Origin of the sequence: Pseudomonas cedrina subsp. cedrina (assembly GCF_001983175.1) — a bacterium.
In the GTDB taxonomy this organism is placed as follows: domain Bacteria; phylum Pseudomonadota; class Gammaproteobacteria; order Pseudomonadales; family Pseudomonadaceae; genus Aquipseudomonas; species Aquipseudomonas cedrina.
Genome location: NZ_MNPW01000003.1, coordinates 233,028 through 245,500 on the forward strand (window position 1 = coordinate 233,028; position 12,473 = coordinate 245,500).

Annotated in this window: 11 protein-coding genes and 1 pseudogene; 1 reads left to right on the top strand and 11 read right to left on the bottom strand. The window is 61.2% G+C overall.

The features are described from left to right. Window positions 1-12 precede the first annotated feature (12 nt). The 11 genes and pseudogenes from BLL36_RS06885 to BLL36_RS06935 all read right to left on the bottom strand — a co-directional run bounded on the left by BLL36_RS06885 (window position 13) and on the right by BLL36_RS06935 (window position 10,289). Window positions 13-1,131: a carboxylate-amine ligase gene (locus BLL36_RS06885; RefSeq protein WP_076950723.1), complete on the bottom strand. Its 1,119-nt coding sequence runs from the start codon at window positions 1,129-1,131 to the stop codon at window positions 13-15. A gap of 5 nt (window positions 1,132-1,136) precedes the next feature. Next, window positions 1,137-2,081: a methyltransferase gene (locus BLL36_RS06890; RefSeq protein WP_076950724.1), complete on the bottom strand. Its 945-nt coding sequence runs from the start codon at window positions 2,079-2,081 to the stop codon at window positions 1,137-1,139. Between the two features lie 12 nt (window positions 2,082-2,093). Further along, window positions 2,094-3,473: an iron-containing redox enzyme family protein gene (locus BLL36_RS06895; protein ID WP_076950725.1), complete on the bottom strand. Its 1,380-nt coding sequence runs from the start codon at window positions 3,471-3,473 to the stop codon at window positions 2,094-2,096. A gap of 216 nt (window positions 3,474-3,689) precedes the next feature. Next, window positions 3,690-3,791 (bottom strand): annotated as a pseudogene (locus BLL36_RS31255) (type II toxin-antitoxin system RelE/ParE family toxin); the annotation flags it as partial. A 1-nt stretch (window position 3,792) separates the two neighbouring features. Continuing rightward, complete coding sequence (gene relB, locus BLL36_RS06905) at window positions 3,793-3,972, bottom strand: type II toxin-antitoxin system RelB family antitoxin (protein WP_076950726.1); 180 nt, start codon at window positions 3,970-3,972, stop codon at window positions 3,793-3,795. Between the two features lie 264 nt (window positions 3,973-4,236). Continuing rightward, a complete protein-coding gene (locus BLL36_RS06910; RefSeq protein WP_076950727.1) occupies window positions 4,237-5,979 on the bottom strand; it encodes an ABC transporter substrate-binding protein in 1,743 nt (580 codons plus the stop codon). A 161-nt stretch (window positions 5,980-6,140) separates the two neighbouring features. After that, window positions 6,141-6,413, bottom strand: coding sequence for a DUF2160 domain-containing protein (locus BLL36_RS06915; RefSeq protein ID WP_003232363.1), 273 nt, complete (start codon window positions 6,411-6,413; stop codon window positions 6,141-6,143). A gap of 10 nt (window positions 6,414-6,423) precedes the next feature. Then, window positions 6,424-7,224, bottom strand: a complete 801-nt coding sequence (locus BLL36_RS06920; protein WP_076950728.1) for a carbohydrate ABC transporter permease — start codon at window positions 7,222-7,224, stop codon at window positions 6,424-6,426. Between the two features lie 10 nt (window positions 7,225-7,234). Beyond that, entirely contained in the window at window positions 7,235-8,101 is an 867-nt protein-coding gene (locus tag BLL36_RS06925; RefSeq protein WP_076950729.1) for a carbohydrate ABC transporter permease, read from the bottom strand. Continuing rightward, window positions 8,098-9,195 (bottom strand): ABC transporter ATP-binding protein, encoded by a 1,098-nt coding sequence (locus tag BLL36_RS06930; protein ID WP_076950730.1) that lies wholly within the window; start codon window positions 9,193-9,195, stop codon window positions 8,098-8,100. The genes BLL36_RS06925 and BLL36_RS06930 overlap by 4 nt, the downstream gene beginning before the upstream one ends. After that, window positions 9,195-10,289 (bottom strand): ABC transporter ATP-binding protein, encoded by a 1,095-nt coding sequence (locus BLL36_RS06935; protein WP_076950731.1) that lies wholly within the window; start codon window positions 10,287-10,289, stop codon window positions 9,195-9,197. Before BLL36_RS06935 ends, BLL36_RS06930 begins: the two co-directional genes overlap by 1 nt. Before the next feature lie 366 nt (window positions 10,290-10,655). Here BLL36_RS06935 and BLL36_RS06940 point away from each other — a divergent pair, with 366 nt between their 5' ends. Continuing rightward, window positions 10,656-12,473, top strand: a complete 1,818-nt coding sequence (locus BLL36_RS06940) for a sigma-54-dependent Fis family transcriptional regulator (protein ID WP_076950732.1) — start codon at window positions 10,656-10,658, stop codon at window positions 12,471-12,473.

The following is a 12,473-nucleotide window of genomic DNA, read 5'->3' on the forward strand; positions in this document are numbered from 1 at the left end:
GCGGGCAACCGATCAATGGTCACTGCGACTCTGGGCCAGCAACCTGTCGACAACGCTCTGCACACTGCACAGTTCATCCGCGCCGGCGGCGCGGGCGCAGGCGTAGCCACGCAGTTGATCGACCGCGCTGTTGCCGGACAGCAGCATCCCGTGCAGGTCGTCGAACAGCTGCGATTCGCCCATGGCGTCGGCCGTTCCTGCGAATTCCAGCCGGGCGCCTTGCAACCACTGTTCGGCGCTGCCGAGGGTACCCAGGTCGTCCAGGGCGAAGGTGCCGGCCGCGCCGTAGCGCTTGGCTTGCCAGCGGTTTTCATGGAGCAGCCAGCGGCGCTCGGCGCTGAACAGTGCACCGGGATGATCCATTGCGCAGGCATGCGTAACCATCACCCGAAACAAGCTCGCCAGCGCCAACGCATGCGCAAGCCTGGGGCATGCATCGGTGATGCGAAGCTCCAGGGTTGGATAGCGCGCCGACGGACGCACGCCCCACCACCCGTTGCCATCGGCCTTGATCGCGCCAATGCGCTGGAGCAACGCCAGGTAGCGCTGGTAGTCGGCCCAATCGGCAAAATGCTCCGGCACGCCCATGCGCGGCCATTCATCGCAGGCGGTCTGGCGATAGCTCATGAAGCCCGTGGGCGAACCCTCCCAGAACGGCGAAGAGCAACTGAGCAGCAGCAATAACGGCAACCAGGGCGAAACCTGATTCATCACCGCGATACGGTCGACCGTGGCGGGCACCTCGACATGCACGTGCAATCCGCAGAGCACGCTGCGTCGTGCTACGCGCTGGGTGTCCTCGAACAACCGCTGGAAATGAACGCGGTCCGTCGGCACTTGCTCACGCCACGCCGCCAGCGGATGGCTGCCGGCGCACACGATGCCCAGTCCAAACTCGCCCAGGGACTGCGCCAGGTTATGGCGCACGGTGCCCAGGTAATCCGCGGCCTCGCAGCGGGTGTGGAACACCGGCGAGGCCGCCTCGATCTGGCCCTGGAACATCTCGTAGGCAAAGCCTGCTCCAATGGCACTGCGACAGGCCGCCACCACCTCCCTTGCCGGTTGGCTGAGCATCCTGCGTGTGCCCAGGTCGGTAATGAAGTACTCCTCTTCAATGCCGAACGTGAGCATGACCGTCAGCGCAGGCGCGTGACGGTGAGCGCGACCACGGCAATCCTTTCCACGCGTTCGTAGCCGGGTTTTGCCAGCTCTTCACCAAACACGTCGGGGTCAAGCTCACGGTAGGTCCAGCCGAAGGCATCGCTGCCGACCAGTGGCTTGACCGCCGCCAGGAAGGGGTCTTCCCCCGCGACAATCGCCACGCCGGTGTACAGCACCAGGCTGCCCCCCAAGGCCAAGCGGCCCAGGGCTTCGCTGACGATACGCACGGACAACTGTTCACCCAGGGCCCCGCCGCCATGGCGATAGGCGCGTTGGCGGTCGTCATTCATGTACGGCGGATTCGCCACGATCAGGTCGAACTCGCCTTCCACGCTGGCCAGCACGTCGCTGTGATAGGCCGTAACGTTGCTCAGCCCGGCCAGCTCGGCGTTGACTGCGGTCATGCGCAGGGCGCGGGGGTTTATATCCACTCCTAGCACCTGCGCGTCGTGTCGCGCACGGGCGATGACCAGCGCACCGACACCGGCGCCACAACCGATATCCACCGCGCGGCGCACGGGCTCGAAGCGTTGCTGCAGATGCGCTTCGATCACCTGGGCGAACCGATAGCTGTCCGGGCCGAAAAACACCGCATCCGATTGCGTGGTCGGGTAGGCCGAATGCGCGAACAACAGCTCATCCAGGCTCGACCAGCGCACCGCGCTGCGCCACAGCGAATCGTGTTTTTCAACGACCTCGGCCTGCAGCAGTTCCTCACGAAACGCCGCCGGCAGCAGGTCGGCGTCAAACGACATCGACCAGCCAAACACGTCGCGCAGGTCCTTCGCCAACGGCGAAGCCTGGCGCCCGAAGACGCGCTCATGGGTCAAGGGCGTGGGCGTGATGAACCGGTAGCCGTTCTCCTTGAGGCCCCGACCCAGGTTGATCAAGGCGCGATCGGCCAGTTGTTGTGCAGACATGAACGACATTCCTTAGCGCAGGCGCGCGCGCAATTGGATAAAGCGGCGCGTGGCGTACAGCCCGGCCGGGGTGCAGTGACGACGGGCGGACATCCACGCAATCAGCGTTTGGAGCTGCTGTTCATCCGGCAAGCCGCGCAACGAGTCCACCAGCGCCTGGGTGTCCGGATCGGCCGGTGGGTGCGGGTCTTGAGGTAAGCTTTTGCCACGGCCCGGACGAGCGGGCGGCACGCGTCGGTCGCTGATCCAGTCGCCCGCGATCCAGTCATGCAGCACCTGTTTCTCATAGCCGCTGAACACCCCGAACATGGCGGCGCCCGCGCCCTCGATCAATTGCCAGAAGCGACTCTCGGCCGGGTCCTGGTTGCGCCTGATCCAGCCTTTGTCTTCGAGGGCCTGGAGAAAGGCGCCGATCTGGCCCGGCAGGGCCAGCCATTGGTTGACCGTCTTGCCTTCGAAGCGGCAGTAATCAGAATGCATGTGCTGGCCGTAGGAGCGCTTGCGCTCCAGCAGGGCGACCAGTTCATCGTGCAAATTGAAATCCTTGATGATGGCGGTGGTACCCGGCCCCAGATCATTGAGGCGATAGCCTTGGGCCACCCGGCGATAGAAATCCGCCCTGCCCTCGCCCAGCGGCAGCAGGTTGAGCACCGACTGCGCGGCCTTGCACGCATGGCCGCTGCTGGCGTTGTCGATGGTCACATGCAGCGTGAAGTAATACGGGTCGATGCCCAGCTCGCTCAGCTCGTATGAGGTGATCAACAGGTGCAGCGGCAATTGCTCGTAGCCCAGGTTGTAGCCGATGACCTCCGGCAGGAACTCTTCACCGCACAGGCCCAAGGCCATTTGCAACGCGCCTTGCAGGTAATGCGGGTCTTCCAGGCCGGCGTCGCTGTCGGCATCGTGCTGGTTGAGCAACTTGCGGTAGATCACCACATGATTCTGCGCGGCTTCGCCGTCGCCCAGCTCTTCGAGGTAGGTGGTGAGCAAGCCGTCGAAACGCGGGTCTTGCCAATAGCGCAACAGGCCGTAGAGCCAGGCGCCATCGACTTGCTTGGTCGGCGCCACACGTTGCAATACGTACAACGCGTGAGCTTTGTTATGGAAGTAACGGCGTGGCCGGCCCTGCTGGCGTTGCTCCAGGTACTCGGCATACGCCTGGGCCACCTCGGCACACCGCTGCTCAACCCAGGCGTGCAGTTGCTCGGGCTCGTCCGGCAGCTCGTTGGGCGCATCCTCGACCTGGGCCAACTGCGCCTGCAAAAAATCCCGCGCAGCGTCTTGCGCACCTTGGGCCTCGCCATAAAGCTGCTGGTACAGCCGTTGATAATGGCCGGGCCCCGCGTGGGAGATGGAGGCCGGTTGGCCTGACAGCGCTGTGAAAAGAGTCATGATGGCAGTTTCCGCAAAGTCCGATACACCAGGCCCCACCACAAGGAGGCCACGCAAGAGCGCTCAACCACACGCTTCTAGAGTGAAGAGCCTTGAAGTGGGCAAAAAATTCAATCGGGGTTGTGAAGCTGTAGATCAGCGGCAATGGGTAAGGGTTGCCGCAGGCGAGGGATACGGGGCGGTTTTTTGCGGGGGCCAGGCGGCGCCAAGGGTAAATCAGGGATATTCCTGGCGGGCATGCAGGACGTTGACTATTTCTATCCGCTCTGCGGTCACTCGATACACGAACACATAAATCAGGATGCACACAACTTCGCGCTTACTTGCGTTCTGCCTCCAGAATGATCGCCTCAACGCGCGCCATTACCTCATCATGAGGTACGCCTGGACCAGGGTTGGCCAAGCTCTTTTCGACTTTTGCCCGAAACCAGAGATCATGGCTGCGCGCCTGCTCTTCTGTCTCAAACTCGGAAACAATAGGGGAAAGTTGGACACCCATCAGACGACCTCCTGTATGAATACGCAGCAGTTTAGTCGCAACCTGCTGCACTGTCTGTGACCTTCAGATGAAATGCAGTTGGGGAGCGGCGGTGCGACTTGCTCGTGAAAGCGGAGTGTCAGGGAAAGCAGTGCTGGCCGATACTGCGCATTCGCAGGCAAGCCAGCTCCCACATTTGATTTGTGTTCACAATTGATCTGCGTTTCAGTATTTCAAGCGAAAAAAACGGCACCTGAGTGCCGTTTTGTCCTTCCCTCAATGCAATTACTTGCGCGCCGCCTCCCACGATTTGAGCAGGTCGTTGTAGTTCACGGTCTCGCCCTTGGGCTTCTCGTTCGCCAGTTTCGGTTTTGGCGCGCCCGGCTGATCGAACCAGTATTGCGCGTCACGCTCGGGGTTCATTTTCGGGCCGCACACCGGTTGCACCTTGGAGCGTTCCAGGCGCGTCATGATCGCGTCCTGTTCCTTGGCCAGGTTGTCCAGAGCCTGCTGCGGGGTTTTCTCGCCGCTGGCGGCGGCGGCGATGTTGCTCCACCACAGTTGCGCCAGGCGTGGGTAGTCCGGCACGTTGGTGCCGGTCGGCGACCATTCGGTCCGGGCCGGGCTGCGGTAGAACTCCACCAGGCCACCGAGTTTGGGCGCCATGTCGGTCATGGCCTGGGAATTGATGTCGGACTCACGAATCGGCGTCAGGCCGACGATGGTTTTCTTCAGCGAGACGGTTTTGGAGGTCACAAACTGCGCGTACAGCCAGGCCGCGAGTTTCTGTTTCTCGGGGGTCGACTTGAGGAAGGTCCAGGAGCCTACGTCCTGGTAACCCTTCTTCATGCCCTTTTCCCAGTAAGGTCCGACGGGCGACGGCGCCATGCGCCATTTCGGCGTACCGTCGGCGTTCACCACCGGCAAGCCCGGCTTGACCATGTCGGCGGTAAACGCGGTGTACCAGAAGATCTGCTGGGCGATATTGCCCTGGGACGGCACCGGGCCGGATTCGGAGAAGGTCATGCCCGCTGCTTCCGGTGGCGCATAGGCTTTCATCCAGTCCACGTATTTCTGCGTGGCAAATACCGCCGCCGGGCCATTGGTATCGCCGCCACGGGTCACGCTGGAGCCGACCGGGTGGCAGTTCTCCACGCGAATGCCCCACTCGTCCACCGGCAAACCGTTGGGCAGCCCTTTGTCGCCGCCACCGGCCATGGAGAACCACGCATCGGTGAAGCGCCAGCCCAGGGACGGGTCTTTCTTGCCGTAGTCCATGTGCCCGTAGATGCGTTTGCCGTCGATTTCCTTGACGTCTTCGCTGAAGAACTTGGCGATGTCTTCATAGGCCGACCAGTTCACCGGCACGCCGAGGTCGTAGCCGTATTTTTCCTTGAACTTGGCTTTCAGCTCCGGGCGTTCGAACCAGTCGGCGCGGAACCAGTAGAGGTTGGCGAACTGCTGGTCGGGCAATTGGTAGATCTTGCCGTCCGGCGCGGTGGTGAAGGACAGGCCGATAAAGTCCTTGAGGTCCAGGGTCGGCGAGGTGAAGTCCTTGCCTTCGTTGGCCATCAGGTCGGTGATGGATTCGGTCTTGCCGTAGCGAAAGTGCGTACCGATCAGGTCCGAGTCGTTGACCCAGCCGTCATAGATGTTCTTGTCGGACTGCATCTGGGTTTGCAGCTTTTCCACCACGTCGCCTTCCTGCAGCAGGTCGTGGGTCAGCTTGATCCCGGTGATTTCGCTGAAGGCCTTGGCCAGCACCTTGGATTCGTACTCATGGGTGGTGAGGGTTTCCGACACCACGTTGATCTTCATCCCACGGAAGGGTTCGGCGGCCTTGATAAACCACTTCAACTCCTCCAACTGCTGTTCGGCCGTCAGGGTCGACGGTTTGAACTCGCTGCCGATCCATTTTTTCGCGGCATCTTCATACGCATCGGCCCACGCCGTGGCGCTCAAACCGCTGAGGGCCAGTACGGCGGCCAATGAAATGCTATGTCGCAGCTTATTGTTCTTATTCAACATAGAGACCTCCTGGTTATTTTCATACGGGACTATCGGCGGTCACCTCCCTTGTAGGAGCGAGCTTGCTCGCGAAGAACTCAAAGACACCGCGGGCTACCAGGAACACTGCGTTATCGTTGACGATTTTCGCGAGCAAGCTCGCTCCTACAGGGTGTGCACACCTAGCCCCAACGCATCACACTCAACAGCCATACCAGGGAGAGCGCGGACGCCACCCAGATGCTCCAGTCGGTAACGCCGATGACCAGCAAATGCAGGTAGGCGCTGCCGAGAAGACCGATAAACAGGCGATCACCACGGGTGGTGCTGATCGGTAAAAAACCGCGCCGAGGGATGCTCGGCGAGCGCAGTTCCCAGGTGGTCATGCCCGCCAGAATCAGGGCGATGCCGCCAAAGAACAGCGCAGTGGGGGTGGTCCAGGCCATCCATTCCATCATCGACTCCTCAGACCCGGCCCAGGGCAAAGCCCTTGGCCACGTGGTTGCGAACAAACCAGATCACCAGCATGCCGGGAAGGATAGTCAACACCCCCGCCGCCGCCAGCACGCCCCAATCAATACCCGACGCCGAGACCGTGCGCGTCATCACCGCTGCGATAGGCTTGGCGTTGACCGAAGTCAGGGTGCGCGCCAGCAGCAGTTCGACCCAGGAAAACATGAAGCAGAAAAACGCGGTCACACCGATGCCGGAGCCGATCAACGGGATAAATATCTTCACGAAGAACTTGGGAAACGAGTAGCCGTCAATGTAGGCGGTTTCGTCGATTTCCTTGGGCACCCCGGACATGAAGCCTTCCAGGATCCACACCGCCAACGGCACGTTGAACAGGCAGTGCGCCAGGGCCACGGCGATGTGCGTGTCGAACAGGCCGATGGACGAATACAGCTGGAAGAATGGCAGCAGAAACACGGCCGGAGGTGCCATGCGGTTGGTCAGCAGCCAGAAGAACAGGTGCTTGTCGCCAAGGAAGCGGTAGCGCGAAAACGCATAGGCCGCCGGCAGCGCCACGCTCAGGGAGATCACCGTGTTCAGGCTGACGTAGTACAGCGAGTTGAGGTAGCCGGTGTACCAGCTCGGGTCTGTGAAGATCACCTTGTAGTTGGCCAGCGTGAAGTGCTGCGGAAACAGCGTCAGCCCGCCAAGGATTTCGGTGTTGCTCTTGAAGGACATGTTCAGCAGCCAGTAGATCGGCACCAGCAGGAACAGGATGTAGATCAGCAGCGGAATAAGCTTGCGTTTGCTCATGTTGGCGGCCTCAGCGGTTGGCGTCGGAGTGGGTCATGGCGGTGTAGAACAGCCAGGACACCAACAGAATGATCAGGAAGTACACCAGGGAAAACGCCGCAGCCGGGCCCAGGTCGAATTGGCCTACCGCCATCTGGGTCAACGTCTGACTGAGGAACGTGGTGGCATTACCCGGCCCGCCGCCCGTGAGGACGAAGGGCTCGGTGTAGATCATGAAGCTGTCCATGAACCGCAGCATCACCGCGATCAGCAGCACGCTCTTCATCTTTGGCAGTTGGATATGTCGGAACACCGCCCAGGCGGATGCACGATCAATGCGCGCCGCCTGGTAGTACACATCCGGAATCGCGCGCAGCCCCGAGTAGCAGAGCAGCGCCACCAGGGAGGTCCAGTGCCACACGTCCATCACCAGCACGGTGACCCAGGCGTCCGCGGTATTGGCCGCATAGTTGTAGCTGATGCCCAGGGCGTTGAGGCTGTAACCGAGCAAGCCGATATCGGCGCGGCCGAAAATCTGCCAGATCGTACCCACCACGTTCCATGGGATCAGCAGCGGAATGGCGAGGATGATCAACACCAGCGACGACCAGCGGACTTTGGTCGGCATGGTCAGGGCGATGGCGATGCCCAGCGGGATTTCGATCAGCAGCACGCAGGCCGAGTAGATGAACTGGCGCAGCAGCGAGTCGTGCAGGCGCGGGTCGAGCAGCACCTGCTTGTACCAGTCGGCGCCGACGAAGTAGCGGCTGGACTGGTCGAAGATGTCCTGCACCGAGTAGTTGACCACAGTCATCATCGGGATCACCGCACTGAACGCCACCAGCAGGAACACCGGCAGTACCAGCCACCAGGCTTTGTTGTTCTGCACCTTGTTCATGGCAGCACCTCCAGCAGGTAATCGTCGGCATACACCATCAGCCATTGCGCGGGAAAGCTGATGGAAGCCGTGCCTTCGGGCACCGGCTTGTCTTCGGCCAGGCGCACTTTCAACGGCGTGCCGTCGAGGTTGAGGGTGATGATCTTGTAGGTGCCGAGGTCTTCCAGGTGCGTGACTTCGGCCTGCATGGCGTCAGGATTGGGCTCGTCCCACACATGGATAAATTCCGGGCGGATGCCGACCTGCAGTTTTTTGTAACCGCTGCTGGCAATGCGTTGCTGCAAGGCTTCGGACAAGGGCAGGTGGGTGCCGGCAAAACGCACCCCGCCCGCCTCGGCCTGCACTTCAATCAGGTTCATCCCAGGGCTGCCGATGAAATAGCCGACAAAGGTGTGGCTCGGCCGCTCGAACAACTCACGCGGCGTGCCGAACTGTACGATCTGGCCGCCGTACATCACCGCGATCTTGTCGGCGAAAGTCGAGGCTTCCAGCTGATCGTGGGTCACATAGACCATAGTGATGTTGAACTGCTCGTGGATCTGCTTGAGCTTGCGCCGCAGTTTCCACTTGAGGTGCGGGTCGATGACCGTCAGCGGCTCGTCGAACAGAATCGCCGAGACGTCGTCGCGCACCAGGCCGCGGCCCATGGAGACTTTCTGTTTTTCATCGGCGGTGAGGTTGCGCGCCTTTTTGCTCAGCAGGCTTTGCAGGTCGAGGACTTCGGCGATTTCCTGCACCTTGCTGTGAATTTTCGCCTCGGCCATGCCCTGGTTGTGCAGCGGGAACGCCAGGTTGTCGAACACCGTCATGGTGTCGTACACCACCGGGAACTGGAACACCTGGGCAATGTTGCGTTTTTCCGGGGTGAGGTCGTTGACCACCTTGGTGTCGAATAGCACCTGGCCTTCGGACGGGCTGAGCAGGCCGGAGATGATATTGAGCAAGGTCGACTTGCCGCAGCCCGACGGCCCGAGCAAGGCGTAGGCCCCGCCCTGCTCCCATACGTGGTTCATTTCCCGAATGGCGTAGTCCTCAGGACCACTTGGCGCAGGGCTGTAGCTATGCGCCAGGTTCTGCAAATGGATCTCGGCCATCAGGCAACCCTCGCAACACGGCGCCCGGGGGCCTGGACCAAACGGCCCTGGCCATCGAACACAAACAGTTTATGGGTGGGGATATACACACGGATCGGCGCGTCGACGTCGTATTCGTGCACCCCCGACAGGTGCAGCACCAACAGGAAGTGCTCGCTGCGCACATGCAGGAAGGTTTCCGAGCCGCTGATCTCGGCGACTTCCACGGTCACCGCCAGCTCCAGGTCGTCGTCGTTGCTCGGCACCAGGCTGATATGGCTGGGGCGTACGCCGAAACGGAACTCGCCTTCGCCGATGGGGCGCAGGTCGACGTTCAGCGGGAAGTGCACGAAATTGGCGAAACTCACTTCGTTACCGCTGATGCGCCCCGGCATCAGGTTGATCGGCGGCTCGGAAAACAGCTCGGCGGCCAGCACGGTCTGCGGCTGGTGATAGACCTCGGCGGCCTTGCCGCTCTGGATCACCCGGCCTTCGTGCAGGATGGTGGTGGTGCCGCCGAGGGCCAGGGCCTCGTTGGGTTCGGTGGTGGCGTAGATGGCGATGGTGTGGCGCGCAGCAAAGAGCTCGCGCATTTCCTGACGCAGCTCTTCGCGCAGTTTGTAGTCCAGGTTCACCAGCGGCTCATCGAACAGGATCAGCTCGGCGTCCTTGACCAACGCGCGGGCCATGGCCGTGCGTTGCTGCTGACCGCCGGAGAGTTCCAGCGGATGGCGCTGCAGGAATTTCTCGATGCGCAGCATCCTGGCGGTTTCCAGCACCTTGCTCTGGATCAGTTCGTTGGACACGCCGGCCTGGCGCAGCGGCGAGGCGATGTTCTCGAACACGGTCATGGTGGGGTAGTTGATGAACTGCTGATACACCATCGACACGTTGCGCAGGCGCACCGGTTTTTGCGTGACATCCACGCCGTTCATCAGGATGCGGCCGCTGTCGGGCTTGTCCAGCCCGGCCATCAGGCGCATCAGGCTGGTCTTGCCGGACAGGGTGCGGCCGAGCAGGACGTTGAACGAACCGGCTTCGAAACGCAGGTTGGCGTCGTCGATCCAGGTTTGGCCTTCGACAACGCGGGAGACATGTTCCAGGGTCAATGACATGACACGACCTTTTTTATTATTTGGAATGAATCTGGCCAGATGTCAGAGCGAGTTTCGTGCCAAAACCGGCAAAGCCTTGATGTGCAAGGAAATGGAGCAAAAGTGATGTTCAAGAGTGAACAGAAATGAACAAGCCTGGCTGAACAACTGAACAATCTCGGGCTTGACAATGAACAGTACTGAACAACACTCTCATGACCAACACAGGGCGAATGTGGGAGCGGGCTTGCTCGCGAATGCGGTGTGTCAGTCACTGAATTATTAACTGACCCACCGCTATCGCGGGCAAGCCCGCTCCCACAGTTTTAAGCGGTTGCTTCAGGTAGATTGTGCACACCCCATAACAATAAAAATGCAGGTCACCCCATGGCCGAACCACTGGCTCACGACACCCTTATCCAGGAATCCTGGCGCCGTTGCCGCGCCTTCGGCCTGGACCACCAGAGCACACCCAGCTTCGACCAGCTCCCCGCCGAGGGCATCAGCCAACTGCTGGAAAGCCAGCATTCTCTGGTGCAGACCACTCATCAGGAAGTGCTGCCCTACTACGAAAACATCCTGAGCAACTCCAATTGCCTGATCATGCTGGCCGACAACCAGGGCCAGGTATTGACCAGTTGGGGCACCCAGCGCTTCATCGAGCCCAAGCTGGCCCGTGGTTTCAACCCCGGTGCCAGTTGGATGGAGCGTTCCAGCGGCACCAACGCCATCGGCACCGCACTGGCCTGTGCCCAGGCGGTGCATATCGAACACGATGAACATTTCCTCAAGGCCAACCGTTTCATGACCGGCTCGGCGGCGCCGATCTTCGATGCCCAGCGCGAGATCATTGCGGTGCTGGATGTGTCCAGCGACAGCTATTTGCCGCCCTCCCACACCCTGGGCATGGTCAAGATGATGAGCCAGACCGTGGAAAACCGGCTGATCCTCAACCTGTTTCGCGGCGAACACTTCCAACTGACCTTCAACACCGGCCTGAGCAACCTGGATAGCCAGTGGGCCGGCCTGCTGATCTTCGATGAAAGCGGCCAGGTGCTGTCAGCCAACCGCCGCGCCGATAACCTGCTGGGCATCAGCCTGTCACGGGTCATGATCGACAGCTTGTTCAAGGTGTCGTTGCTCGAATTGCTGAACCAGCCGGAGGGGCTGCCCTTTTCCCTGCAGGCCGCGGGACGCAACCGCTTCCAGTGCTTGTTGAGGCGGCCCAGGCAAACGCCGGTGCAGGCGCGCGTGTTTACCGAACCTGCGCCCGCCAAGCCCACCTCGATTGGCCTCAAGACCTTGCATTTTGGCGACGTGCGCGTGGAAAAAGCCGTGCGCCAGGCCGAGCGCTTGCTGGAGAAGGACATTCCGCTGCTGATCCACGGCGAAACGGGGGTGGGCAAAGAGGTGTTCGTCAAGGCCCTGCACCAGGCCAGTTCGCGCAGCCAGAAGGCGTTTATCGCGGTGAACTGCGCGGCGATCCCGGCTGAGCTGGTGGAGTCGGAGCTGTTCGGCTACGAAAAAGGTGCGTTCACCGGCGCCAATCAAAAAGGCAGCATCGGCCTGATCCGCAAGGCGGACAAGGGCACGCTGTTTCTCGATGAGATCGGTGATATGCCGCTGCCCACCCAGGCGCGCCTGCTGCGCGTGCTGCAGGAACGTTGCGTGCAGCCGGTGGGCAGCAGCGAGTTGTTCGCGGTAGATTTGCGCATCATCTCGGCCACCAACCGCGCGTTGCGCGAGTTGGTACAGGCCGGGCGTTTTCGTGAGGATTTGTACTACCGCATCGGCGGCCTGACCCTGGAACTGCCGCCCTTGCGCGAGCGCACCGACAAGCGGGCGTTGTTCCAGCAGTTATGGCAGCAACACCGTGAGCCGACCCAATGGGCAGGTCTGAGCAGCGAGGTGCTGGCGCTGTTCGAGCAGCACCCGTGGCCGGGCAATCTGCGCCAGGTCAGCAGCGTGTTGCAGGTGGCGCTGGCGATGGCCGAAGAACAGCCGATCCGCCCGGAGCATCTGCCGGATGACTTTTTTGTCGACTTGAACCTGGCGCCGCCGCTGCCCGCCAGTGAGTACCTGGATGACAGCATCGACCTGAACCAGCGCTTGAAGGCCGCCGGCGGGAATATTTCCCATCTGGCGCGCGAACTGGGGGTAAGCCGCAATACCTTGTACAAGCGCCTGCGCCAGAACGACGGCTGA

What these genes read in the sequence shown, in the direction of transcription:
- BLL36_RS06915 (WP_003232363.1), bottom strand. Translation starts at nt 6,413, where the DNA reads ATGGAATGGATGGCCTGGACCACCCCCACTGCGCTGTTCTTTGGCGGC.
- BLL36_RS06940 (WP_076950732.1), top strand. Translation starts at nt 10,656, where the DNA reads ATGGCCGAACCACTGGCTCACGACACCCTTATCCAGGAATCCTGGCGC.
- relB (WP_076950726.1), bottom strand. Translation starts at nt 3,972, where the DNA reads ATGGGTGTCCAACTTTCCCCTATTGTTTCCGAGTTTGAGACAGAAGAG.
- BLL36_RS06895 (WP_076950725.1), bottom strand. Translation starts at nt 3,473, where the DNA reads ATGACTCTTTTCACAGCGCTGTCAGGCCAACCGGCCTCCATCTCCCAC.
- BLL36_RS06925 (WP_076950729.1), bottom strand. Translation starts at nt 8,101, where the DNA reads ATGAACAAGGTGCAGAACAACAAAGCCTGGTGGCTGGTACTGCCGGTG.
- BLL36_RS06890 (WP_076950724.1), bottom strand. Translation starts at nt 2,081, where the DNA reads ATGTCTGCACAACAACTGGCCGATCGCGCCTTGATCAACCTGGGTCGG.
- BLL36_RS06930 (WP_076950730.1), bottom strand. Translation starts at nt 9,195, where the DNA reads ATGGCCGAGATCCATTTGCAGAACCTGGCGCATAGCTACAGCCCTGCG.
- BLL36_RS06935 (WP_076950731.1), bottom strand. Translation starts at nt 10,289, where the DNA reads ATGTCATTGACCCTGGAACATGTCTCCCGCGTTGTCGAAGGCCAAACC.
- BLL36_RS06885 (WP_076950723.1), bottom strand. Translation starts at nt 1,131, where the DNA reads ATGCTCACGTTCGGCATTGAAGAGGAGTACTTCATTACCGACCTGGGC.
- BLL36_RS06920 (WP_076950728.1), bottom strand. Translation starts at nt 7,224, where the DNA reads ATGAGCAAACGCAAGCTTATTCCGCTGCTGATCTACATCCTGTTCCTG.
- BLL36_RS06910 (WP_076950727.1), bottom strand. Translation starts at nt 5,979, where the DNA reads ATGTTGAATAAGAACAATAAGCTGCGACATAGCATTTCATTGGCCGCC.